General features: G+C 63.0%; 23 protein-coding genes and 1 other RNA gene. 12 read left to right on the top strand and 12 right to left on the bottom strand.

Features of this window, described 5'->3' with window-relative positions:
- Positions 1-6: 6 nt before the first annotated feature.
- The 4 genes from ACVI9W_RS11220 to ACVI9W_RS11205 form a co-directional block, all read right to left on the bottom strand.
- Positions 7-1,125, bottom strand: a complete 1,119-nt coding sequence (locus ACVI9W_RS11220) for an ABC transporter permease (protein ID WP_157194620.1) — start codon at positions 1,123-1,125, stop codon at positions 7-9.
- The gene (rbbA, locus tag ACVI9W_RS11215) at positions 1,125-3,848 is read right to left on the bottom strand and encodes a ribosome-associated ATPase/putative transporter RbbA (protein WP_461530022.1); all 2,724 of its coding nucleotides are present in this window, start codon (positions 3,846-3,848) and stop codon (positions 1,125-1,127) included. Before rbbA ends, ACVI9W_RS11220 begins: the two co-directional genes overlap by 1 nt.
- Entirely contained in the window at positions 3,845-4,804 is a 960-nt protein-coding gene (locus ACVI9W_RS11210) for an HlyD family secretion protein (RefSeq protein WP_461530021.1), read from the bottom strand. The genes rbbA and ACVI9W_RS11210 overlap by 4 nt, the downstream gene beginning before the upstream one ends.
- A 92-nt stretch (positions 4,805-4,896) precedes the next feature.
- Complete coding sequence (locus ACVI9W_RS11205) at positions 4,897-5,346, bottom strand: EVE domain-containing protein (RefSeq protein ID WP_157194617.1); 450 nt, start codon at positions 5,344-5,346, stop codon at positions 4,897-4,899.
- Between the two features lie 180 nt (positions 5,347-5,526).
- Here ACVI9W_RS11205 and ACVI9W_RS11200 point away from each other — a divergent pair, with 180 nt between their 5' ends.
- Complete coding sequence (locus ACVI9W_RS11200; RefSeq protein WP_165392175.1) at positions 5,527-5,667, top strand: hypothetical protein; 141 nt, start codon at positions 5,527-5,529, stop codon at positions 5,665-5,667.
- Between the two features lie 18 nt (positions 5,668-5,685).
- On the opposite strand, the gene ACVI9W_RS11195 is transcribed toward ACVI9W_RS11200, so the two are convergent.
- From ACVI9W_RS11195 to ACVI9W_RS11180, 4 genes are all read right to left on the bottom strand, one after another.
- The gene (locus ACVI9W_RS11195) at positions 5,686-6,294 is read right to left on the bottom strand and encodes a 5-formyltetrahydrofolate cyclo-ligase (protein ID WP_461530020.1); all 609 of its coding nucleotides are present in this window, start codon (positions 6,292-6,294) and stop codon (positions 5,686-5,688) included.
- Positions 6,295-6,377: 83 nt separating this feature from the next.
- Positions 6,378-6,555: non-coding RNA, 6S RNA (ssrS, locus tag ACVI9W_RS11190), on the bottom strand.
- A gap of 18 nt (positions 6,556-6,573) precedes the next feature.
- The gene (locus tag ACVI9W_RS11185) at positions 6,574-6,891 is read right to left on the bottom strand and encodes a cell division protein ZapA (RefSeq protein WP_038615705.1); all 318 of its coding nucleotides are present in this window, start codon (positions 6,889-6,891) and stop codon (positions 6,574-6,576) included.
- Positions 6,888-7,097: a TIGR02449 family protein gene (locus ACVI9W_RS11180; RefSeq protein WP_010221172.1), complete on the bottom strand. Its 210-nt coding sequence runs from the start codon at positions 7,095-7,097 to the stop codon at positions 6,888-6,890. The genes ACVI9W_RS11185 and ACVI9W_RS11180 overlap by 4 nt, the downstream gene beginning before the upstream one ends.
- Positions 7,098-7,248: 151 nt before the next feature.
- Here ACVI9W_RS11180 and ACVI9W_RS11175 point away from each other — a divergent pair, with 151 nt between their 5' ends.
- From ACVI9W_RS11175 to gcvP, 10 genes are all read left to right on the top strand, one after another.
- A complete protein-coding gene (locus ACVI9W_RS11175; protein ID WP_342623627.1) occupies positions 7,249-7,803 on the top strand; it encodes a YecA/YgfB family protein in 555 nt (184 codons plus the stop codon).
- A 22-nt stretch (positions 7,804-7,825) separates the two neighbouring features.
- Positions 7,826-9,160 (top strand): Xaa-Pro aminopeptidase, encoded by a 1,335-nt coding sequence (gene pepP, locus ACVI9W_RS11170; RefSeq protein ID WP_038615701.1) that lies wholly within the window; start codon positions 7,826-7,828, stop codon positions 9,158-9,160.
- Positions 9,157-10,350 carry a 2-octaprenyl-6-methoxyphenyl hydroxylase gene (gene ubiH / locus ACVI9W_RS11165; RefSeq protein WP_157194613.1) on the top strand — a complete coding sequence of 398 codons (1,194 nt, stop codon included), beginning with the start codon at positions 9,157-9,159 and terminating at the stop codon, positions 10,348-10,350. Before pepP ends, ubiH begins: the two co-directional genes overlap by 4 nt.
- Before the next feature lie 2 nt (positions 10,351-10,352).
- Positions 10,353-10,835 (top strand): DUF4442 domain-containing protein, encoded by a 483-nt coding sequence (locus ACVI9W_RS11160; RefSeq protein WP_038615696.1) that lies wholly within the window; start codon positions 10,353-10,355, stop codon positions 10,833-10,835.
- Between the two features lie 9 nt (positions 10,836-10,844).
- Positions 10,845-12,062: a 2-octaprenyl-3-methyl-6-methoxy-1,4-benzoquinol hydroxylase gene (locus ACVI9W_RS11155; RefSeq protein WP_198325450.1), complete on the top strand. Its 1,218-nt coding sequence runs from the start codon at positions 10,845-10,847 to the stop codon at positions 12,060-12,062.
- 115 nt (positions 12,063-12,177) lie between these two features.
- The gene (locus ACVI9W_RS11150; RefSeq protein ID WP_038615691.1) at positions 12,178-13,179 is read left to right on the top strand and encodes an extracellular solute-binding protein; all 1,002 of its coding nucleotides are present in this window, start codon (positions 12,178-12,180) and stop codon (positions 13,177-13,179) included.
- A 111-nt stretch (positions 13,180-13,290) separates the two neighbouring features.
- Positions 13,291-14,913: an ABC transporter permease gene (locus ACVI9W_RS11145; RefSeq protein WP_461530019.1), complete on the top strand. Its 1,623-nt coding sequence runs from the start codon at positions 13,291-13,293 to the stop codon at positions 14,911-14,913.
- A 121-nt stretch (positions 14,914-15,034) separates the two neighbouring features.
- Positions 15,035-16,117, top strand: coding sequence for a glycine cleavage system aminomethyltransferase GcvT (gene gcvT / locus ACVI9W_RS11140; RefSeq protein ID WP_461530018.1), 1,083 nt, complete (start codon positions 15,035-15,037; stop codon positions 16,115-16,117).
- 45 nt (positions 16,118-16,162) lie between these two features.
- Complete coding sequence (gene gcvH / locus ACVI9W_RS11135; RefSeq protein ID WP_157194609.1) at positions 16,163-16,546, top strand: glycine cleavage system protein GcvH; 384 nt, start codon at positions 16,163-16,165, stop codon at positions 16,544-16,546.
- An 81-nt stretch (positions 16,547-16,627) separates the two neighbouring features.
- Positions 16,628-19,504 carry an aminomethyl-transferring glycine dehydrogenase gene (gene gcvP / locus ACVI9W_RS11130; RefSeq protein WP_461530017.1) on the top strand — a complete coding sequence of 959 codons (2,877 nt, stop codon included), beginning with the start codon at positions 16,628-16,630 and terminating at the stop codon, positions 19,502-19,504.
- 61 nt (positions 19,505-19,565) lie between these two features.
- Here the strand turns inward: gcvP and ACVI9W_RS11125 are convergent, their stop codons facing one another.
- The 3 genes from ACVI9W_RS11125 to ACVI9W_RS11115 all read right to left on the bottom strand — a co-directional run bounded on the left by ACVI9W_RS11125 (position 19,566) and on the right by ACVI9W_RS11115 (position 22,064).
- Entirely contained in the window at positions 19,566-19,880 is a 315-nt protein-coding gene (locus tag ACVI9W_RS11125; RefSeq protein ID WP_038615678.1) for a DUF2388 domain-containing protein, read from the bottom strand.
- A gap of 54 nt (positions 19,881-19,934) precedes the next feature.
- A complete protein-coding gene (locus ACVI9W_RS11120; RefSeq protein ID WP_461530016.1) occupies positions 19,935-21,644 on the bottom strand; it encodes a GspE/PulE family protein in 1,710 nt (569 codons plus the stop codon).
- A 99-nt stretch (positions 21,645-21,743) separates the two neighbouring features.
- Positions 21,744-22,064, bottom strand: a complete 321-nt coding sequence (locus ACVI9W_RS11115; RefSeq protein ID WP_461530015.1) for a hypothetical protein — start codon at positions 22,062-22,064, stop codon at positions 21,744-21,746.
- Positions 22,065-22,189: 125 nt separating this feature from the next.
- Here ACVI9W_RS11115 and ACVI9W_RS11110 point away from each other — a divergent pair, with 125 nt between their 5' ends.
- Entirely contained in the window at positions 22,190-22,660 is a 471-nt protein-coding gene (locus tag ACVI9W_RS11110) for an Lrp/AsnC family transcriptional regulator (RefSeq protein ID WP_038615673.1), read from the top strand.
- Positions 22,661-22,663: 3 nt separating this feature from the next.
- Here ACVI9W_RS11110 and ACVI9W_RS11105 read toward each other — a convergent pair whose 3' ends face one another.
- Complete coding sequence (locus tag ACVI9W_RS11105) at positions 22,664-24,055, bottom strand: CYTH domain-containing protein (RefSeq protein ID WP_461530014.1); 1,392 nt, start codon at positions 24,053-24,055, stop codon at positions 22,664-22,666.
- Between the last annotated feature and the right edge of the window lie 89 nt (positions 24,056-24,144).

The following is a 24,144-nucleotide window of genomic DNA, read 5'->3' as shown; positions in this document are numbered from 1 at the left end:
CGGCCCTCAGGACGTCAGGCTGCGGCGAAAACGTCCCAGGGCAACGGCGAAAAACGCCAGGCCGATGGCAGCCAGGGCCAGTAGGTCGGGCCAGACCACCGCCAGCCCGGCGTCACGGAACAGGATCGCGGCGCTGAGGCTGACGAAGTGGGTCGAGGGCGAAAGCTGCATGACCCACTGCAGCCACTGCGGCATGCTGTCCAGCGGCGTACTGCCACCGGACAGCAAGAGCATGGGGATGATCACCGGGATCGCCAGCAAGCCGAATTGCGGGGTCGAGCGGGCCAGGGTGGCGAGGAAGATCCCCAGCGCGGTACTGGCAAACAGATACAGCGCGGTCACCGCCAGGAACAAGCCCAGCGACCCGGCCAACGGCACGCCCAGTGCCCCTTTGACCACCACTTCCAGCGACACCCAGGTGCACAGCACCACCACCAGGGCGTTGCTGCCGATCTTCGCCAGCATGATTTCCAGCGCCGTCAGGGGCAGCACCAGCAGGTGATCGAGGGTGCCGTGTTCGCGTTCGCGCAGCAGTGCGGTGCCAGTCAGGACAATTGCCAGAATGGTGATGTTGTTGACGATCTGGATCACAGCCAGAAACCAGCCACCTTCCAGGTTCGGATTGAACAGCGCCCTGGGGCTGATCAGCGCCGGGCTGCTGGTTGCCGCCGAGCCCTGGTTGGCGTAGTCCAGCAGTTCGCGTTCGAAGATCCGCCCGATGTAGCCGGCGCCCATGAACGCCTGGCTCATGGCCGTGGCATCGACATTGACCTGCAGCTCCGGCGAGCGCCCGGCGAGCAGGTCTGTCTGGAAATTGACCGGTACGTTGATGACGAAGGTGTACAGGCCACTGTCCATGGCCTGGTCGAGCTGGTCGTAGGCCAGCGGCACGGCGCTCTGGAATTCGGGTGGTTGCAGGGCCTCGGCCAGCTTGCGCGACAGCAGGCTGTGGTCTTCGTCGATCACCGCCACGCTGGCGTTGTGCACGCCGATGATCGATCCGGCTGCCGGCATGTAGATCGCCACGCTGAAGGCATACAGCAGGAACAGCAGCAGTACGCTGTCGTGGCGCAGGCTGGTCAGCTCTTTGAGGCCCAGGCGCAGGGTGTGTGCCAAGCGATGCATCAGACCTCCTGCTTCTTCAGCATGGCCAGGCTCAGGCCGGTGAAACCGAGGAAGAAGCCCAGCAACGCCAGGCACTGTGGCCACAGCTCGCGCAGGCTCAGGGCCTTGGTGAACGTGCCGACGGCGATGTCGAGAAAGTAGCCGGCCGGGAACAGTTGACCCATCAACGCCGCCGAGCCGTCGAGCGAGGAGCGCGGCACGATCAGCCCGGAGAACTGGATGGTCGGCAGGCTGGTGATGATCATGGTGCCGAGAATCGCGGCAATCTGGGTGCGGGTGAAGGCCGAGATCAGCAGGCCCAGGCTGGTGGTTGCCAGCAGGTACAGCAGACCGCCACAGGCCAGGGCGAGGGCGCTGCCCTTGAACGGCACATTGAACAGCCAGCGGTTCATTGCCACTAGCAGCGCCAGGTTGATCAGGCTGATTGCCAGGTACGGCGCCTGTTTGCCGAGGAGGAATTCCAGGCGGGTCAGCGGCGTGGCGTAGAAGTTGGTGATCGAGCCCAGCTCTTTCTCGCGGACAATCCCCAGCGCCGTGAGCATGGCCGGAATGAAAGCCAGGATCAGCGCCATCACCCCGGGGCCGATGGCATTCACGCTGACCACATCCTGGTTGTAGCGAAAGCGGGTTTCCAGGCGCACCGGCGATTGTCCGGGCTGCGCCTTGCTGCTCAGCGCCGCCAGTTGTTCAAGGTTGGCCTGATGCACCGCTTCGACGTAGTTGCGGCTGGTCTCGGCGCGAAACGGCATGCCACCGTCGAGCCAGGCGGCCACCACCGGTTGGCGCCCGGCGTGCAGGTCGCGACCGAATCCGGGTGGGATCTCCAGAGCCAGTTTTATTTCCGAACGCTGCAGGCGTTGGTGCAACTGTTTCGAGTCGCGAATCGGTGCTTGCTCGGCGAAGTAGCGCGAGCCGCGGAAGGCTTCGAGGTAGGCGCGGCTTTGCGGGCTCTGGTCCTGGTCATAGACGGCGAAGGCCAGGTTCTCCACGTCCAGCGAGATGCCGTAGCCGAAAATCACCATCATGAACACGGCGCCGAGCAGGGCGAATGCCAGGCGTACCTTGTCGCGCAGCAGTTCTTTGCCTTCGCGTGTGGCCACGGCAAACAGGCGGCGGATGCTGAAACCTTGCGACATGACCATTGGCGTTGTCGAGGCGGGCGCATCCAGCTGGGCGGTGGCCGCAGGCGTTTCGCTCGGCTCCTGGGCCTGCTCCAGGCAAGTGACGAAAGCGTCTTCGAGGGTCTCACCGGCGAACTGTTGTCGCAGCGCCGCCGGCGTGTCGCAGGCCAGTACCTTGCCGGCGTGCATCAGGGAAATGCGGTCGCAGCGCAGCGCTTCGTTCATGAAGTGGGTGGACAGGAAGATGGTCACGCCCTGATCCCGCGACAGTTCGATCAGCAAGCGCCAGAAGTCATCGCGGGCGGCCGGGTCGACCCCTGAAGTGGGTTCGTCGAGGATCAGTACCTCGGGGCGATGCAGCACCGCAACCGCCAATGACAGGCGCTGGCGCAGGCCCAGGGGCAGGGCGCCGGATTGCTGGTCGGCGATGGCGTCGAGGTCGAAACGCTCGATCAGCTCGGCGATGCGCGGCGCGCTTTCGGCTTTGGGCAGGTCGAAAAGCCGCGCGTGCAGGTCGAGGTTCTGCCGCACGCTAAGCTCGCCATACAGCGAGAAGCTCTGAGACATGAAGCCGACCCGCTTGCGCGTGGCCAGGTCCTTGGCGTCCACCGGGCGGCCCAGCAGCATGGCGCTGCCTTCACTGGCCGGCATCAGGCCGGTGAGCACCTTCATGGTGGTGGTCTTGCCGCAGCCGTTGGAGCCGAGAAAACCGAAAATCTCACCACGGCCAATGGCGAAGCTGACCTTGTTCACCGCAGTGAAGTCACCGAAGCGCAGAGTCAGCTCATGGGCTTCGATGGCAATCGTCGTGTCGCCGTCAGCGCGCGGTGGAATCTGCAGCGGCTGTGCGTTGTGTGCGCTGTCGCCTTGATAGTGGGTGAAGGCATCATCCAGCTTGCCGCTGGCGGTGACACTGGCCAGCTCGTGGCTGAGCCCCGCGGCAATCAATCTGCCGCGATCGAGCATCAGGCAATGTTCGAACTGTTCGGCCTCTTCCATGTAGGCGGTGGCCACCAGCAGGGTCAGTTGCGGCCGCTCCTGGCGCACCTGTTCGACCAGCTCCCAGAAGCGCCTGCGCGACAGCGGATCGACGCCGGTGGTCGGTTCGTCGAGGATCAACAGGTCCGGTTCGTGGATCAACGCGCAACATAAACCGAGCTTTTGCTTCATGCCGCCGGACAGCTTGCCCGCCGGCCGTTCGGCAAAGCGGGCGAGGTCGGTGGCCAGCAGCAGGTTGTGCATGCGCTGCTCGCACTCGGCGGCGCTGAGGCCGAACAGAGTGGCAAAGAAGCGGATGTTTTCGCTGATCGACAGTTCCGGGTAGAGGTTGTTGCCCAGGCCCTGCGGCATGAAAGCGATGCGCGGGTACAGGCTGTTGCGGTGACGGCGCTTGCGGATCGAGCCACCGAGTACCGACAGCTCACCGCTTTGCAGCTTCTTCACCCCGGCAATCAGCCCGAGCAGGCTGGACTTGCCGGCACCGTCCGGGCCGATCAGGCCGCAGCGGGTGCCGGCCGGCAGGTTGAAGGTGATGTCCTGCAGGGCATCCAGCTTGCCGTAGCGGTGGCGGATGCCCTCGGCCTGCAGCGCCAGTGCGTTCATTGCAGGTTGGCCGGCCAGTCCACTTCAGCGGTGCGCACATAGCCCGCACCGGGCATGCCGGGTTTGGCCTGCGGCACGGCACTGGGCTCGGTCAGGCGCAGCTTGACCCGGAACACCAGCTTCTGGCGTTCGTCGCGGGTTTCCACCTGCTTCGGGGTGAACTGGGCCTTGGCGGCGACAAAGGCAATTTTCGCCGGCAGGGCCTTTTCCGGCAGGGCGTCGAGCACCACGCGGGCTTGATCGCCGACGGTCAGCCGGCCGGTGGTCGAAGCAGGCAGGTAAAGATTCATGTACTGATCGTTAGGATCGATCAGCATCAACACTCGGCCGCCAGCACCGAGGACTTCACCCGGCTCGGCCAGGCGTAACTGGATGACGCCGTCGATGGGCGCACGCAGGCTGCTGTCGTCGATCTCGCTGGTGAGTTGTGCAACCTGGGCCTGGGCGGCGCCGATCGCGGCCTTGATCGCGGCCAATTGAGCACGCGCTGCGACCACTGCGGAACAGGCGGTGTCGTAGCGCGCCTGCTGTTGGTCGAGCAACTGCTGGCTGGCGTATTTGCGCTGGAAAATTTCCCGTACCCGCTTGAGCTCCTGGCTGGCCAGCAGCTGCTCGCTCTGGCGCAATTGCACATTGGCCTGGGCCGCCGCGTAGTTTTCCTGGGCCCGCAGCACTTCGGCTTCAGCCTGATTGCGTTGGGCCTCGAGGGTGCGGGTGTCGATACGCGCCAGCAGCTGGCCCTGGCGAACCTTGTCGCCTTCGTCGACCAGCACTTCGGCCAGGCGCCCGGGAATCTTGCTGGCAATCTGCACTTCAGTGGCTTCAAGCCGGCCGTTACCCATGCTCAGACCATCGGGCAGACGATCGTGCAGGGATTTCCAGTAACCCAGGCCACCTGCGGCCACAAGCAGGGCGATCAAGGCGCCGGCGAAAAATTTCGGGGTATGTTGGCTCATCAGTCTGCATCCTGCTGCATTCACGCCAGAGTGTGACGCGGCACCGATCCTGGTGCGTTGATGTTGGTCAAATAGATAGCATCCTACCCGGTTTAACGCAGAGCGAGTACCGCGGCCCATTGTTCAGGGGTCACCGGCATGACCGACAGGCGGCTGCCTTTTTGCACCAGGGGCAATTCGGCGAGGGCGGTCTGCTGTTTGAGGTAGCCCAGGCCCAGCACCTTGCTGAAGGTTTCGACGTGGGCAACGTCGACAGCGCTCCAGGGGTTCTTCTCGGCATTGGCCTTGGCGTCGAAGTAATGGCTTTGCGGATCCAGGGCGGTCGGGTCGGGGTAGGCGGCGGCGCTGATCCGGGCGATGCCGGCGATGCCCGGCTCAGGGCAACTTGAGTGGTAGAAGAAAAACTCATCGCCCACCGCCATGCTGCGCAGGAAATTGCGTGCCTGATAGTTGCGAACACCGTCCCAGCGCGCTTGCTGCAAGCGTGCCAGATCCTTGATCGAAAGTTCGTCGGGTTCGGATTTCATCAGCCAATAGGCCATGGGGCTGCTCCTGGTAAAAATTTGAAATAACCTGTTGCATGAAACCGACAGTCGGTTGGCGTCAAGGTTTGCGTGTCGTCTCAGGTTGTCGGAGAATGCGCCACTTTCAAGCTTGACGCTGCCGCAACCATTAAAAAACGTTGCTGACAACGTGATCAGTTTGCCTGAGGGGGGCAATCAATGAATCGCAAACCGGACTTGCTCTGGATTCTGGTGTTTCTGTTCGGTTTGGGTGTGGTCACTACCGGTTATGCGCAAAGCCTTTGGGAGCGCAAACTCGACGCTCCGTACGAAATGCCGGTCAATCCGCAACAGCGTTAATCGCCTGCTGGCGCCTTTTCAGACGGGCGCCAGGTACCAGCCACGGTCCGAGACCGTTCCTTGCAGTGGTACATCCCAACTGGCCTGGGCCAGTCGCTCGACTTTTTGGCACTCATGGGCCAAGCCTAACAACAAGGGCTTTTTCCATACCTTGCGCCGTGCCTGATAGGCCAGGCTTCGATCATAGAAGCCACCGCCCATGCCCAGCCGGCCACCGACTTCATCAAACCCCACCAGTGGCAGCAGGATCAGGTCCAGCGCCCAGATTGGCCGTTGCCGTGCCAGATTGATGTGCGGCTCGGCGATGCGAAAACGGTTGGGCCGCAGTTTTTCGCCGTGCTCGATACGCTGAAAGACCATTTTGCTTCTCGGCCAGGCGTGCAGCACCGGAAGATAGGTGCGCTTGCCGCGCCGCTGGGCTTCGCGCAGCAGCAGACGCGGATCGATCTCGCAATCATTGGGCAGGTACAGGGCGATGTGGCGGGCGCGGCGGAACAGCGGATGCTGGGCCAGTTGCCGGTACAGTCCAAGCGCAGCCTGACGTTGCTCGGCCGGGCTCAAGGCGCGGCGGGCATCACGTAACAGGCGGCGAAGTTGGGGGCGGGTGAGCGGCGCGGTGTCGGTCATGGCACGGGCGTTCCCAGAGAGGGCTGCCTGGCGCAGGGCGGCAGCTCGATTTGCCCGCGCAGTAACGCGAGCAAAGGTAATTCAGGCTCCCCGACGAACCGCTGTCGGTGTAGCCCTTGAACCCGAAAGTTCAAGGTGGAGATTGCAGGAGGCGTTAAGGCTTTCCGTCAAGCGGACATGCACACCGGCCCCACGTGCAACCCCCGTGGTTGTGCGTATCGGCTCAGGGACATGACCGACTGGCAAGCACTCCAGGGAGTGGCGCCAGTATACCGATACTCAGCCCTTATTTGAATCTTGATCGTCGGCCAGTGCCTGATCGACCCGTTCGAGCAGGTCACGCACCTGTTCACGGCTGGCGCCGCCTGCTGGCGCTTCAGGGCGTTCCTGGTTGTGCAGCAGGTCGTGGGTGATGTTCAGCGCGGCCATCACGGCGATCCGGTCGGCACCGATGACTTTGCCGCTGCTGCGGATTTCGCGCATCTTGCCGTCCAGGTAGCGTGCGGCGCTGACCAGGTTGCTGCGCTCTTCGGGCGGACAGATGATCGAATATTCTTTGTCGAGGATCTGAACGGTGACGCTATTGCTTGAACTCATGAGTCTTGCTCCAGGGCCTTGAGTCGCAAAATCATCGATTCGACCTTACGCCGGGCGATTTCGTTTTTTTCGATGAGGTGGGCGCGCTCCTCGCGCCAGGACTTTTCCTGAGCTAATAGGAGTGCGTTTTGCCGTTTTAGTTGCTCGACTCGCTCAATCAGCAGTTCGAATCGGCCCATCAGCGCTTGCAGATCGTTCTCTTGCATTGGTTGCCACTCGATTCGCTCTGGGGGTGGTTGCCCGGTTTATGCCCCGGCCTGCCCCGAGTTGGCCACGTCGATGGTCTTGGCGCGCCTGCCGGTGCTAGGATACAAGGTCTTCATTCTAGTCATTGCGCCGTCTGGCGCCTAGTTGCCCATGCCCAATACCAATTCGCCGTACACCGCTTTCGCCACCTTGCTCAGCAGCAACGGGCATCCTGTTTCCCCTGCCGAACTGCACGGGCTGTTGCTTGGCCGCAGCTGCGCCGGTGCCGGCTTCGATGCCGAGGCCTGGTTGGCCGACGCCGCCCACCTGCTGGAAAACGATCCGGCAGACAACGTTCGTAACGCTTTGATCGGCCTGCAGGAGATGGTCAAAGGCGAACTCACCGGCGACGATATCACTGTTGTCTTGCTGCTGCCGGGCGATGACGCCACGCTGACCGACCGGGCTGCGGCCCTGGGTGAGTGGTGCAAAGGCTTCCTCTATGGCTTTGGCTTGAACTCGGGTGGCTTGACCCTGAGCGTCGAGGCCAAGGAAATCTTGCAGGACCTGGACGCGATCTCCCAGGTCCAGGACGCCCTGGAAGAATCCGAAGACGGCGAAAGCGACTACATGGAAGTGATGGAATACCTGCGCGTCGCGCCGCTGCTGCTGTACACGGAGCTGGCCAAGCCGGTCGAGCCTGCCGCCAAACCTTCGCTGCACTGATTGCTGAGGGACTCCACTGCCCATGAGCCATATCCCCAAGTCGGAATACGCCCGTCGACGCAAGGCGCTGATGGCGCAGATGGAGCCCAACAGTATTGCCATCCTGCCCGCCGCCGCAGTTGCCATCCGCAACCGCGACGTCGAGCATGTGTACCGCCAGGACAGCGATTTCCAGTACCTCAGCGGCTTCCCCGAGCCTGAAGCGGTCATCGCCCTGATTCCCGGCCGTGAGCATGGCGAGTACGTGCTGTTCTGCCGTGAACGCAACCCCGAGCGCGAACTGTGGGATGGCCTGCGCGCCGGCCAGGAAGGCGCGATCCGCGACTTTGGCGCCGATGACGCCTTCCCCATCACCGATATCGACGACATCCTGCCCGGCCTGATCGAAGGCCGCGACCGGGTTTACTCGGCCATGGGCAGCAACCCGGAATTCGACCGTCACCTGATGGAGTGGATCAACGTGATCCGCTCCAAGGCGCGTCTTGGCGCCCAGCCGCCGAACGAGTTCGTTGCCCTGGATCATCTGCTGCATGACATGCGCCTGTATAAATCGGCGGCAGAAGTGAAGGTGATGCGCGAGGCCGCGGCGATTTCCGCGCGGGCTCACGTGCGGGCCATGCAGGCCTGTCGTGCGGGCTTGCGCGAGTACAGCCTGGAAGCCGAGCTGGATTACGAGTTCCGCAAAGGCGGGGCGAAGATGCCGGCTTACGGCTCGATCGTCGCGGCCGGACGCAACAGCTGCATCCTGCACTACCAGGAGAACGATGCGCTGCTCAAGGACGGTGATCTGGTGTTGATCGACGCCGGTTGCGAGATCGACTGCTACGCCAGCGACATCACCCGTACCTTCCCGGTCAGCGGGCAGTTCTCGCCGGAGCAGAAGGCGATCTACGAGCTGGTGCTCAAGGCCCAGGAAGCGGCGTTTGCCGCCATCGCGCCGGGCAAGCACTGGAACCACGCCCATGAGGCGACGGTTCAGGTGATCACTGAAGGGCTGGTGGCGCTGGGGCTGCTCAAGGGCAAGGTCCAGGAACTGATCGAAAGCGAAGCCTACCGGGCCTTTTACATGCACCGCGCCGGACACTGGCTGGGCATGGATGTGCACGATGTCGGCGAGTACAAGGTCGGTGGCCAGTGGCGCGTACTTGAGCCCGGCATGGCGCTGACGGTGGAACCTGGCATCTATATCGGTGCCGACAACCAGAGTGTCGCGAAAAAGTGGCGCGGCATTGGTGTACGTATCGAGGATGACGTAGTGGTAACTAAGCAGGGCTGTGAAATCCTGACCTCAGGTGTGCCGAAGACGGTCGCTGAAATCGAAGCCTTGATGGCTGCTGCGCGCAGTGCCGCGGCATGAACCGGGTGAACCTGGCAATCATTGGCGGTGGCCTGGTCGGCGCCAGTCTGGCGCTTGCTTTGCAAGCGGGCGCCAAGGCGCGCGGCTGGAAGATCCTGCTGATCGAACCCTTCGCACCGGGCGACAGTTATCAGCCGAGCTATGACGCACGCTCCTCGGCGTTGTCCTTCGGCACCCGGCAGATTTATGAGCGCCTGGGCCTGTGGCAGCAGATCAGCCGCCGGGCCGAGCCGATTCGCCAGATCCAGGTTTCCGACCGTGGCCGCTTTGGTGCCACGCGCCTGGATGCGCTGGAGGAAGGGGTTCCCGCTCTGGGTTATGTAGTGGAAAACGCCTGGTTGGGGCAGTGCCTGTGGAAAGGCCTGGATGCCGAGGTGGTGAGCTGGCGTTGCCCGGCTGAAGTGACCGCCATGCAGGCGCTGGAAGACGGTTATCGCCTGTCGCTCAATGACGATACCCAGGTTGAGTGCGACCTGGCGGTGCTCGCTGACGGCGGCCGCTCCGGCCTGCGCGAGCAACTGGGCATCCATGTCAGCCAGCGCCCGTACAACCAGAGCGCGCTGATTGCCAACATCACCCCGAGCGAAGCTCACTGTGGTCAGGCGTTCGAGCGCTTCACCGACGAAGGCCCGATGGCCTTGCTGCCCTTGCCGGAAAACCGCTGTGCGCTGGTCTGGACCCGCGCCGGGATGGATGCCAAACGCCTGGCCGAGCTGGATGAACGCAGCTTCCTGAGCGAGTTGCAGGAAGTGTTCGGCTACCGTCTGGGCCTGTTGCGCCAGGTCGGCGCACGGCACCTGTACCCCTTGTCGTTGATCGAAGCCCAGGAGCAGGTACGTCCGCACCTGGTGGTGCTGGGCAATGCCGCCCACAGCCTGCACCCGATTGCCGGGCAGGGCTTCAACCTGTCGCTGCGCGATGTGCAGTCGCTGGCCGAAGGCCTGCTGGCAGGCCCTGCCGTGCCGGGCGACTTTGCCACGCTGCAGGCCTACCGCGAGCGTCAGCGCCTGGACCAGGACCTGACCGTGGGCTTCTCCGACCGGGTCACCCGCCTGTTCGGCAGTGCGCAACCGCTGGTTGCCACCGGACGTAACCTGGGGCTGCTCGGGCTCGACCTGTTGCCGCCGGCCAAACGTTGGTTTGCCCGCCAGGCCATGGGCCTGGGAACCCGCCCGGACCCACGGAGCTGAGCATGGACGATCCGCGCAAACTGGCACGGCGTGCGCGCAGGCTGCGCTGGCGGCTGAACTTTTATCCGCCCTATATCGGTGCCGGCATTCACGTGCAAAGCATCAGTCCGGACTTGCGCCAGATAAAGGTGCGCCTGGGCCTGGGCTGGTTCAATCGCAACTACGTCGGCACCCAGTTCGGCGGCAGCCTGTATTCGATGGTCGATCCGTTCTACATGCTGATGCTGATGGAACTGCTCGGCCGCGATTACATTGTCTGGGACAAGGCCGCCAGTATCGATTTCATCACTCCGGGCAAAGGCCCGGTGTTCGCTGAACTGCGCATCGACGATCAGCTGCTGGCGGATATCCGCGAGCACACGGCGGGCGGCAAGAAATACCTGCCACGACTTCAGGTCGATATCCGTGACGCTGCCGGCGAGCTGGTGGCGCAGGTCGACAAAACCCTTTACGTGCGGCTCAAGCCGCAAGCGAGACAGGCTTAAGGCATGGAAATGCGCGCAGATCTGTTGATTGTCGGTGCCGGTATGGTCGGCAGCGCCCTGGCCCTGGCATTGCAGCACAGTGGCCTGGAGATTCTCCTGCTCGACGGCAGTCCGCTGTCGATCAAACCCTTCGACGAGCAGGCCGCCTTCGAACCGCGTGTCAGTGCCCTGTCGATGGCCAGCCAGCGCATCCTCGAACGCCTGGGTGCCTGGCAGGGGATTGAGCAGCGGCGTGCCAGTCCCTATTCGGACATGCGTGTCTGGGACGGCAGCGGCACCGGTCAGATCCATTTCTCGGCGGCCAGCGTGCATGCCGAGGTACTGGGGCATATCGTCGAGAATCGGGTGATACAGGATGGCCTGCTGGAACGCCTGCATGACAGTGAAGTCGGTCTGCTGGCCAACGCGCGCCTGGAACAGATGCGTCGTTCCGGTGACGAGTGGCTGCTGACCCTTGCCGATGGCCGTACGTTGCGTGCGCCGCTGGTCATCGCCGCTGACGGCGCGAACTCGGCGGTGCGGCGCCTGACCGGCTGCGAGACCCGCGAGTGGGACTACCTGCACCACGCCATTGTCACCAGCGTGCGCTGCGCCGAGCCGCATCAGGCGACCGCCTGGCAACGCTTCACCGACGACGGGCCGCTGGCCTTCCTGCCGCTGATCCGCGATGGCCAGCAGGATTGGTGCTCGATTGTCTGGTCGACCACCCCGGAACAGGCCGAGCGCTTGATGAAGCTCGACGATGCTGATTTCTGCGCGCAACTTGAACGCGCCTTCGAAGGGCGTCTCGGCGCTGTATTGCAGGCCGATCCACGGCTTTGCGTGCCGCTGCGCCAGCGTCATGCCAAACGCTATGTGGCCGAAGGCCTGGCTTTGATCGGTGACGCTGCGCATACCATTCACCCGTTGGCCGGGCAGGGGGTCAACCTGGGCTTTCTCGATGCCGCGGTATTGGCCGAAGAACTGCTGCATGCCTATGAACGGGGTGAGCGTCTGGCGGATGAGCGCGTATTGAGCCGCTTCGAGCGTCGTCGCATGCCGCACAACCTGGCGCTGATGGCGGCCATGGAAGGCTTCGAGCGCCTGTTCCAGGCCGATCCGTTGCCGTTGCGCTGGTTGCGCAATAGTGGCCTGAAATGGGTTGAGCAACTGCCTGAAGCCAAGGCGCTGTTCGTTCGTCAGGCCTTGGGGCTCAGTGGTGATTTGCCAGAACTGGCGAAGGCCTGAAGCCGGTTCTTCGGTTGCCGTAACATCTGGTAACTCCTCCCCGGTGAGTTCGGTTGAGAAGGCAAATGGGATTAACTACCATTTGCGCCTCTATTTGAACTCCGAGGACTGCACCATGTTGCCACGCAAGCACGTATTGGCCGCCCTGGCTCTGACCCTGTTGGGCGGTACCGCCCAGGCGGCGGACGAGGTGGTGGTGTATTCCTCGCGCATCGACGAGCTGATCAAGCCGGTGTTCGACGCCTACACCGCCAAGACCGGGGTCAAGGTCAAGTTCATCACCGACAAGGAAGCGCCGCTGATGCAGCGGATCAAGGCCGAGGGGCAGAACGCCACCGCCGACCTGCTGCTCACTGTCGATGCCGGTAACCTCTGGCAGGCCGAGCAGATGGGCATCTTGCAGCCGATCAAATCGGAAGTCATCGATGCCAACATTCCCAAGCAGTACCGCGCCTCGTCCCACGACTGGACCGGCCTGAGCCTGCGCGCGCGGACCATCGCCTACTCCACCGAGCGGGTCAAACCCGAAGAGCTGAGCACCTACGAAGCCCTGGCCGACAAGAACTGGGAAGGGCGCCTGTGCCTGCGTACGGCGAAGAAGGTCTACAACCAGTCGCTGACCGCTACCCTGATCGAAACCCACGGCGAGAAGAAAACCGAGGAGATCATCAAGGGCTGGGTCAACAACCTGTCCACCGATGTGTTCTCCGATGACACCGCCCTGCTGCAAGCCATCAACGCCGGGCAGTGCGACGTCGGTATCGTCAACACCTACTACTACGGTCGCCTGCACAAGGAAAACCCGAACCTGGCGGTCAAGCTGTTCTGGCCGAACCAGGCTGACCGTGGCGTGCACGTCAACCTGTCGGGCATCGGCCTGACCAAGTACGCGCCGCATCCTGAAGCCGCGACAAAACTGGTCGAGTGGATGACCGGTGAAGAAGCGCAGAAGATTTTCGCCGGCGTGAACCAGGAATTCCCGGCCAACCCGAAAGTCGCACCGTCGGAAGAAGTGGCGGCCTGGGGTACGTTCAAGGCTGACACCATCCCGGTTGAAATCGCAGGCAAGCGTCAGGCTGAGGCAATTCGCCTGATGGATCGGGCTGGCTGGAACTAAGCGCAAGGCTTTATCCTACCGCTGCCTTATCGCGGGGCAAGCCCGCTCCCACAGGTTCTGTGGGAGCGGGCTTGCCCCGCGATGCCATTGAACATCTAGAGACGTTTCCTTTTGGCTCACCCCGCCCAACGCCGCTGGTATCCCCTGGTTTTCGCCATTGCCGCCCTGGTGCTGCTGCCGCTGAGCGTGCTGCTGTTGTCCTGGCAATCGGTCGACATGCAGATCTGGTCGCACCTGCTCGATACCCAGATGAGCCGCCTGTTGGGCAACACCCTGACCCTGATTGTCGGCGTCGGCATCGGCGTCACTTTGCTCGGCGTGAGCCTGGCCTGGCTCACCAGCCTGTGCGAATTCCCCGGACGGCGCTGGCTGGACTGGGCGTTGATGCTGCCGTTCGCCATTCCGGCCTATGTGCTGGCATTCGTCTTCGTCGGCCTGCTGGACTTTGCCGGGCCGGTGCAAACCCTGCTGCGCGAGTGGTTCGGGCCGATGCGCCTGCCGCGGGTACGCTCCACCGGTGGGGTGATCATCGTTCTGGTGCTGGTGTTCTACCCCTACGTTTACCTGCTTGCACGCACCGCCTTCCTGGCTCAGGGTAAAGGCCTGATGGAAGCGGCGCGGGTGCTTGGGCATTCGCCGTTGCAAGCGTTCTGGCGGGTGGCGTTGCCGATGGCCCGTCCGGCTATCGGCGCCGGTGTCGCCCTGGCCTTGATGGAAACCCTGGCCGATTTCGGCGCGGTGTCGGTGTTCAACTTCGACACCTTCACTACGGCGATCTACAAGACCTGGTATGGCTTCTTCAGCCTGTCGAGTGCCGCGCAGCTGGCCAGTTTGCTGCTGCTGGCGGTGATGCTGGTGCTCTACGGCGAGCGCCGTGCCCGTGGCGCCGTGCGCGGCAGCAATGAGCGTCCGCGCGGCAAGGCGCTGTACCACCTGCGCGGGATCAAGGCGCTGGCGGCCAGTGGCTGGTGCCTGCTGGTGTTTGCCTGTGCCTTCGTCATCCCGCTGCTGCAATTGCTGGTGTGGTTCTGGCAACGCGGACGTTTCGACCTGGATGAGCGTTACACCAGCCTGATCCTGCACACTCTCTATCTGGGGGCCATGGCCGCGCTGATCACCGTCTGTGTTGCCCTGGTGCTGGCGTTCGCCCGCCGGCAATCGTCCGCGCCGGGCATTCGCGCCGGGGTCGGGCTGGCCAACCTGGGGTATGCCTTGCCTGGCTCGGTGCTGGCGGTGTCGATCATGCTGGCGTTCAGTTACCTGGACAACCAGGTGGTGGTGCCGCTGTCCAACTGGCTCGGCGGTGCCGGCAGGCCACTGTTGCTGGGTAGCCTGTATGCCCTGCTGCTGGCCTACCTGGTGCGTTTCATTGCCGTGGCGTACGGACCGCTGGAGAACAGCCTGGGACGGATTCGCCCCTCGCTGCCGGAAGCTTCGCGCAGTCTTGGCGTCAGTGGCCCGAGATTGTTTTTCAAGGTGTATCTGCCGCTGTTGGTGCCGGGCGCCTTGAGTGCGGCCTTGCTGGTGTTTGTCGATGTCCTCAAGGAAATGCCGGCGACCTTGCTGATGCGTCCGTTCGGTTGGGACACCCTGGCTGTGCGCGTGTTTGAAATGACCAGCGAAGGCGAGTGGGCACGGGCCTCGTTGCCGGCCCTGACGCTGATCCTGGTCGGTCTGTTGCCGGTCATCGGCCTGATTCGACGTTCAGCCCGACACGTCGGTCAAACGCGCTGAGGATGTCAGCCATCAAGCTTGCAGCTACAATGCGCGGCATTCGCTGCGGCCGGTCCTACAGACCGGGTAGCTGAAATGCTGCCAACAGCCGTAGCTTCGCCACGCCCGGAAGGAGAAACCCATGGGACTGCGCACGCCTCTGTATGACCTGCACCTGGCGCTAGGCGCCAAGATGGTCGATTTTGGCGGTTGGGACATGCCCTTGCATTATGGCTCGCAGGTCGAGGAGCACCATCAGGTGCGCCGTGACTGCGGGGTGTTTGATGTTTCCCATATGACCGTGATCGATGTCCATGGCGCGCAGGCCACTGTCTGGCTGCAGCGCCTGTTGGCCAATGATGTTGCTCGTCTGACTGAAACCGGCAAGGCCCTGTACAGCACCATGCTCGACGAGCAGGGCAAGGTCATCGACGACATGATCGCCTACCGCTGCGAAGACGGTTACCGCCTGGTGGTCAACGCTTCGACCCGCGACAAGGACCTGGCCTGGCTGAATGCCTGCAAGGGCAGTTTCCAGGTCGAAATCATCGAGCGTCCGGAGCTTGCGATCCTCGCCATCCAGGGCCCTGAAGCCCGCGCCAAGGTCGCCGAACTGCTATCGGCGCCGCGCGCAGCGCTGATCCGCGAGCTCAAGCCGTTCGAAGGCCGCGCCGAGGGTGACTGGTTTATCGCCCGCACCGGGTATACCGGCGAAGACGGCCTGGAGATCATCTTTCCGGCTGTACAGGCCCCGGCATTCTTCAACGATCTGGTCGGTGCAGGTATTGCCCCGAGCGGTCTCGGCGCGCGTGACACCCTGCGCCTTGAAGCCGGCATGAACCTGTATGGCCAGGATATCGACGAAGACCACACACCGCTGACCTCCAACCTGGGCTGGAGCGTGGCCTGGGAGCCGGCCGGGCGTGACTTCATCGGCCGCAGCGGTCTGCTGGCGGAAATCGAGCACGGCGTCGAGCAGAAACTGGTCGGCCTGGTGCTGGAAGAGCGCGGTGTTCTGCGCGCCCACCAGGTGGTTCGCGTCGCCGGGATTGGCGAAGGAGAGATCACCAGTGGTAGTTTCTCTCCTACGCTGAGCAAGTCGATTGCGCTGGCGCGGGTGCCGATGGCAACCGCCGATCGTGCCGAGGTGGAGATTCGCGGCAAGTGGTACCCGGTGCGGGTGGTCAAGCCGACCTTCGTGCGCCATGGCAAGATTCTGATCTGAACCTATTCTGGCGGGCCTACCGCTGACCCTATCGAGGACAACAAGATGAGCAATATCCCCGCCGACCTGCGTTTTGCCGAAAGCCACGAGTGGGCCAAACTGGAAGCTGACGGCACGGTGACCGTCGGTATTAGCGACCACGCTCAGGAAGCCCTGGGTGACGTGGTGTTCGTTGAACTGGCGGAAGTCGGCAAGGTCTTCGCTGCAGGCGAAGCTGCCGGCGTCGTCGAGTCGGTCAAGGCCGCTTCGGACATCTACGCACCGGTCAGCGGTGAAGTGATCGCGGTCAACGAAGCGCTGGCCGACAGCCCTGAGTCGCTGAACAGCGATCCGTACGGCAGCTGGATCTTCAAGCTCAAGCCAAGCGACAAGGCCGAGCTGGACAAACTGCTCGACGCCGCCGGTTACCAAGCCGCCATCGGCGAATAGTTTTCACACAAAGCGGCAATCTCTTCCTAGACTCAATATGCCTCGACTGGTCGAGGCTTGGTCTAGGAAGAGAGAGCCGCTATGTCCCAGTCGCCGTCCCTGAGCCAACTGCACGACCCCAATCCGTTCCTGCGTCGCCACCTGGGCCCTGATGCCCCGGAGCAGCAGGAGATGCTCCAGGCCCTTAGCCTGGGCACCCGCCGCGAGCTGATCGAGCAGACCGTGCCGCCGGGCATTCGGCTGAACCGGCCGCTGGACCTGCCCCCCGCCCTGGATGAACAGGCTGCCCTGAACAAGCTCAGGGGTTATGCCGAGCAGAACCAGGTGTGGACCAGCCTGATCGGCATGGGCTATCACGCTACCGTCACGCCGAACGTCATCCTGCGCAACGTCCTGGAAAACCCGGGTTGGTACACCGCCTACACGCCTTATCAGCCGGAAATTGCCCAGGGCCGCCTGGAAGCCTTGCTGAATTTCCAGCAGATGATCATCGACCTCACCGGTCTGGACCTGGCTAACGCCTCCTTGCTCGACGAAGCCACTGCGGCCGCTGAAGCCATGGCCCTGGCCAAACGCATGGCCAAGTCGAAAAGCAACGTGTTCTTTGCCGATCAGCACTGCCATCCACAGACCCTCTCGGTGCTGAAGACCCGCGCCGAAGGTTTCGGCTTCGAACTGGTCGTCGATGCTGTGGATAACCTCGGTAGTTACCAGGTATTCGGGGCTTTGCTGCAGTACCCCGACACCCACGGCGAGATCCGCGACCTGCGGCCGTTGATCGCACAACTGCATAACCAGCACGCCTTGGCCTGCGTAGCCGCCGACTTGCTCAGCCTGTTGATGTTGACCCCACCGGGTGAGCAGGGCGCCGACGTTGTATTGGGCACGACCCAGCGCTTTGGCGTGCCGATGGGCTATGGCGGTCCGCATGCGGCCTACTTTGCCTGTCGTGACGCGTTCAAGCGGGCCATGCCCGGGCGCATCATCGGTGTGTCCAAAGATGCCCGCGGCAACGTCGCGTTGCGCATGGCCCTGCAGACCCGCGAGCAGCATATCCGCCGCGAGAAGGCCAACTCCAACATCTGCACGGCGCAGGTGCTGCTGGCCAACATCGCTGCTTTCTACGCGGTGTACCACGGTCCGGAAGGCCTGCAGCGCATCGCCCAGCGCGTGCATGCGCTGACTTTTGTGCTTGCTGCGGGACTGGAGAGCAAGGGCATCAAGCGCCTCAACGAGCACTTCTTCGACACCCTGACCCTGGAGGTCGGCGGCAGTCAGACGGCAATCATCGAAAGCGCCGAGGCGGCGCAGATCAACCTGCGTATCCTCGGTCGCGGTCAGTTGGGCGTGAGTCTCGACGAGACCTGTGACGAATCCACGGTACTGCGTCTGTTCGATATCTTCCTCGGCGTCGACCACGGCCTGGATATCGCCACCCTCGATGCCCTGGCCTTGCCGGAAGGTATTCCGGCGGCCCTGATGCGGCACTCGACCTTCCTCACGCATCCGGTGTTCAACCTGCACCACAGCGAAACCGAGATGTTGCGTTACCTCAAGCAGCTGGAGAACAAGGACCTGGCGCTGAACCAGTCGATGATCCCGCTGGGCTCCTGCACCATGAAACTCAATGCCAGCAGCGAGATGATCCCGATCACCTGGCCAGGCTTCGCCCTGTTGCATCCGTTTGCCCCGGCGGCGCAGGTGCAGGGTTACAAGGCGATGATCGATGAGCTGGAAGCCTGGCTGTGTGCGATCACCGGCTTTGACGCCATCTGCATGCAGCCCAACTCCGGCGCCCAGGGCGAGTACGCCGGGCTGATGGCCATTGCCAAGTACCACCGCAGTCGCCATCAGCCTCAGCGCGACATCTGCCTGATTCCTTCGTCAGCCCACGGCACCAACCCGGCGTCGGCGCAGATGGCGGGGATGCAGGTGGTAATCGTCGAGTGTGACGAAGCCGGTAACGTCGATCTGGCCGACCTCAAGGCCAAGGCGCAGGCGGCAGGAGAGCGCCTGTCGTGCCTGATGGCGACCTATCCGTCGACCCATGGCGTCTACGAGGAAGGTATCAGCGAAATTTGCGAAGTTATCCACAGCCAGGGTGGTCAGGTGTATATGGACGGCGCCAACCTCAACGCCCAGGTCGGCCTGACCCGACCGGCCGATATCGGCGCCGATGTCTCGCACATGAACCTGCACAAGACCTTCTGCATTCCCCACGGCGGTGGCGGCCCGGGCATGGGCCCGATTGGCGTGCGCGCGCATCTGGCGCCGTTCGTTGCCAGCCACCCGGTGATACCCATCCCCGGGCCGGACCCGCAGAACACGGCGGTGAGTGCCGCGCCCTGGGGCAGCGCGAGCATTCTGCCGATCAGCTGGATGTACATCGCCATGATGGGCCCGCAACTGGCCGATGCCAGCGAGGTGGCGATCCTCTCGGCCAACTACCTGGCCGAACGGCTGGGTGGCGCATTCCCGGTGCTGTACCGGGGGCGCAACGGGCGGGTGGCGCATGAATGCATCCTCGACCTGCGGCCGTTGAAAGCCATGACCGGGATTAGTGAGGAGGATGTGGCCAAGCGTCTGATGGATTACGGTTTTCATGCCCCGACCATGTCGTTCCCGGTGCCGGGCACCCTGATGGTCGAGCCGACCGAGAGTGAGCCGAAGGCCGAACTGGATCGCTTTATCGAGGCGATGTTGAGCATTCGTGCGGAAATCCGGGAGGTGCAGGACGGCAACTGGCCGGCAGAAGACAACCCGCTCAAGCATGCGCCGCATACCTTGGCGGATGTACTTGGGGTATGGGAGCGGCCTTACAGCATTGCCCAGGGCATTGCGCCCAGTGAGCATGTACGCCTGCACAAGTACTGGCCGGCGGTTAATCGGGTGGACAACGTGTTTGGTGACCGGAATCTGTTCTGTGCCTGTGTGCCGGTGGAGGATTACCGGACCTGATCGCGGGGCAAGCCTGCTCCCACAGGCAAGGCCGGTGGGAGCGGGCTTGCCCCGCGATGAATTACTGCGCTACCGCATTCTTGGCCAGGATCGCCTGCGCCAGGTCCATATCGCTAACCTCAAGCCCAGGATTGTCGGCCCGGACTTTCTGCATGGCCGACTCCAGGTACGGACCACGAATTGCGCCTTCGCTGGCAACGAAGCTGCCCGCATCATCCTGCGCTGCAACCACCAGTTTGTGATCCTTGGAAGTCAGGTAGGAAGACGCAGTGGTCGCGCCGGAGGAAATGACATTGCGCCAGAACGTATCGGCCATGGCTGAACCGACTGGCAGGGAGAGCAGGGCAAGGGTCGCGACTGCAAATTTGAGACGCATCTACGGGTGACTCCAACTGAGGTTAACTGGCAGCTTGGATCGGTTCCCCCGCATCTAGTTCCCTGGGGCGACACGCAGTACTTCCGCCGCCGTGGTCAGGCCATTCACTACCTTCTGCGCGCCGCGCTGTTGCAGGCTTGTCAGGCCTTCGTCGCGGGCTTGCCGACGCAGGATTGCCAGGTCGGTATCGCTACGGATCTGGCTGATCAGCTTTTCGCTCAGGCACAGCAGTTCATGGATGCCGGTGCGCCCGTGATAGCCCGTCTGCCGGCACTCATTGCAACCTCTGGCCTGGTAGCCGGCTTCATCTGCGGGCGCCGGCGCTTTACAGGCCCGGCACAGCGTACGTACCAGGCGCTGGGCCATGACCCCGATCAGTCCGGCCTTGATCAAGTGCGGCGCAACACCTAGCTCAAGCAGGCGGTTGATGGCGCTGCAGGCGTCGTTGGTGTGCAGGGTGGATAGCACCAGGTGGCCGGTCAACGCGGCCTGGAAGGCCACCTGGGCAGTCTCCAGGTCGCGGATCTCGCCGATCATGATGATGTCCGGGTCCTGGCGCAGCAGGGCGCGGGCACCTTCGGCAAAGCCCAGGTCTATGGCCGGATGGACCTGCAGCTGGTTGAACCCGGGTTCGACCATTTCGATCGGGTCTTCGACGGTGCACAGGTTGACCTGAGGTGTGGCCAGGTACTTGAGGGTCGCGTACAGGGTGCTGGTCTTGCCCGACCCGGTCGGACCTGTGACCAGGATCAGGCCGTGGCGTTGCCCGATCAGCGCTTGCCAGCGCAGCAGGTCGTCGTCCTCCAGCCCTAACTGGCGCAAGTCCTGCTGCAGCAGGGCGGGGTCGAAGATGCGCAACACCAGCTTTTCGCCGAAGGTGGTGGGCAGCGTCGACAGGCGCAGCTCGACTTCGTTGCCAGCCGCCAGGCGGGTCTTGATCCGTCCATCCTGGGGGCGGCGCTTTTCGGCGACGTTCATGCGCCCGAGGGTTTTCAGGCGGCTGATGATCGCCAGGGTGACCTCGGCGGGGAACTGATAGACCGGGTGCAGCAAGCCGTCGATGCGAAAGCGCAAATGGCCCTGGTCGCGTCGTGGCTCCAGATGAATGTCGCTGGCGCGTTGATCGAAGGCGTACTGCAGTAGCCAGTCGACGATGGTGACGATATGGGCATCATCTCCCTCATATTGCTGGCCGTTTGTACCCAGTTCGAGCAATTGTTCAAGATTGGCCGGTGCAGGCGCGGGGACTGGCTGGCGGCTGGCGCCGTTGACCGAGCGGGCGAGGTGGAAGAACGCCTGGCTGAACTGGCGGATCTGCACGGGGCTGGCCAGCACGCGTTTGATCGGGCGCCGCAGCACCTGGGCCAGATCGGCTTCCCAGGACCTGACATAGGGCTCGGCACTGGCCACGGTAACGCTAAGGTTATCCACAGCAATCGCCAGAATGCCGTGACGCCGGGCAAAGGCCGCGGACATCAGACCGGTGGTTGCGTTGAGGTCGAGCTGCAGCGGGTCGATGTACAGATAGGGCAATCCGGCCTGCTTGGCCAGCCACTGGCACAGGGTTTCCAGATCCAGGCGCTGGCCGGGTTGGCGTGGGTCAGGCAGAGCCTGGCGGGCGATGTGTTCGAGCGGGTGGACGTCGCTGGCCAGGTGCTGCTTTCGCAGTAGCTGAGCGGCGTCCGGATTGATGAGCCGAGCGTCGAGCAGGTCGGTCAGGAGGCCGTCCAGGCTCAGCCTGCGATCCTCGTCGCTGACAGTCATGTGGCGTCCTTGCCTTGCTGCCTGAAGGGGTGGCAATCACAAGCGTAGTTGACTCTGGGCAATAGCAAGGACGATCTGCGTTTCCAGGCATTTCCACACTCAGCCCGGACGCTGGGCAGCCCTCAGGCTAACGTCGTCGACGCAGATCAGGTTGCGCATTTTTTGTGCAATGAGTTCGGCCCGGTGCCAGCTCAAACCGGCAATCTCGATCTCGATTTCCAGCAGATCGTCCTCTTGTTTCATCAGCACTTTATGCGGCGTGAGGAGCTGCAGGGCGAACAGATTCAAAACACGACACAGGCTGTCCGGCTCGGCTTCGACCTGCAGCTGATAGTGCACGCAGCTGTGTAGGTTGCCGACGGCCCAGACGTCGTCACGCAGTGGGGTTAGCGGGCTGTCGAAGCGTTCAAGTGCGCTCATGGGATTCTCCGGTTCAATGCGAGAAATTTTCACATGCGCAAGCCGGTATTTTTTCTCTATGATCGGTGAATATGGCGAATTGAAGACTTGTTCAATTCGTACAAGCGCACAATTGGAGAGAAATTATGCAAAGCGAGCTGGACGCCTACGATCGCCGCATTCTGGCCTTGCTACAGGAGGACGCTTCGCTGTCCAGCGCGCAGATTGCCGAGCGCGTCGGTCTTTCCCAGTCGCCCTGCTGGCGACGGATTCAGCGCTTGAAAGAGGAGGGGGTGATTCGCGGCCAGGTGACCTTGCTCGATCGCAAGAAGATTGGCCTCAACACGCAGATTTTCGCCGAGGTCAAACTCAACGCCCACGGACGCTCCAACTTCACCGAGTTCACCGAGGCGATTCGCGGTTTCCCGGAAGTGCTGGAATGCTATGTGCTGATGGGCGCAGTGGATTTTCTGCTGCGCATTGTCACCCCGGACATCGAAGCCTACGAACGGTTTTTCTTCGAGAAGCTGTCGATGGTACCGGGGATCCAGGAGGTCAACTCGATCGTGGCCTTGTCCGAAATCAAGTCCACGACCAGTCTACCGGTGCTGCGTTGAGGCTTACTTGCGCAGCAGGTGCTTCCAGCCGCGGCTCTGGAACACGGCCATGGCCTGATCGGCACGGGCTTGCAGAACTTCGGTGCGAACGTCGGCTTCCACTTCGTCGCTGATCGACTGGTTGGCCAGCTCGTGCAGCTTGTTCAGTTCACCGAACAGGCGGTCCAGGTCCGGGCTCTCCAGCACCTGACGGGCATGGTGCAGCCAGGCCAGCAGGCGCTCGATACGCGGCAGCTGTTCGGCCAGGTCTTCCGGCTGACGATGGTACAGCGGCAGGTTCAGGGCCTTGGCCTCGTCGGCCAGCAGCACGTTGAGCCAGTTGGCCAGTTGCGCGGCACCCTGACGGTCGCCGCGCTTGTTGCGCTCGACGGTCCAGCCACGGGCCAGCAGCCAGCGCGAGGTTTCCAGGGAGAACTGACCCCAGCGGGTGTCCAGCAGTTCTTCGGCGAACTGCTCAGGGGCCGCACGGCGCACGTCTTCGTCGTCGTTGCCGGCCAGTACCAGCGGGCGCCAGTCTTCCAGCAGGGCATCGAGGCTGCTGCGCAGGGCGGCGGTGGTGGTGCGCGGTGCGGCCTGGCCCAGGCTGCTGGCCAGGGCGCGCAGTTCGGCCAGGGCCTGCACCCAGTCCTGCAGCAGGCGCCAGTGGCCATTGAAACGATACTGTTCGGCCAGGCGCTGGCTGGCGCCGAGCAGTTGCCAGGCGAGGGCGGCGAAGGCGTCGTCGAGGGACATTTCGGCGCTCAGTTCGGCAGCCGGCAGGCTCAGCGCGTAGCTGGTCGGGTCGAGCAGGCGATATCCGCGTTCAGCCTTGCTGATGTCGCACGGGAACAGCGGCAGGGCGGCGGACAGCTCGGCAGCCAATTCCAGCAGCGCTTCTGGCTCGCCTTCACGCAGCTCCAGTTCAAGCTCGCAGATTTCTTCTTTCTGCTTGCCCGCAACCACGGTACCCAGGTCCAAAGCGGCTTCGATAACCACCTTGGCTTTACCACGGCCCCAGGCTATTTCCGCGTATTCACGGGTGAAATCGGTGGTGAACAGCGCTTTGATAGACTTTTTGTCGACCTCGGCGAGTTCTGCCGGCCAGCATTCGTCGTCGAGCTTCTTCAGGTCCAGCTTGGCCTTGGGCAGTTGCCACTCGTGTTCATTGCGCTGCGACAGACCGGCGACGCTCTGGCCGCGGGTCTTGAGGGTCTGGATGACCACGTCGCCGTCGCGGCGCAGGCGCAGCGCTACCTTGGCGGCGGCCAGGTCACGCTCAGGGGTGTCGAAGTACTGATTCAGCAGCTCACGCTGCTGCCAGCCAGACTTGTTACGCTTCTTCAGCAATGGGTGTTCGCGCAGGGCGGCGAGGGTCTCGCGGCTGACCCGCAGTTTGATTTCGGTTTCTTTGTGCATTGCTGAGTAATCCAGGCTCGGATGACAGGGAGCGTCTTGGCCGTGCAGTGTACAGGACTCGGCCGCTGACGGTTTATTCCAGGTGCCCG

It is taken from the genome of Pseudomonas sp. 210_17 TE3656 (assembly GCF_054821965.1).
Note: the sequence above shows the minus strand (reverse complement) of the source record. Positions and strands in the feature narration are given on the sequence as shown.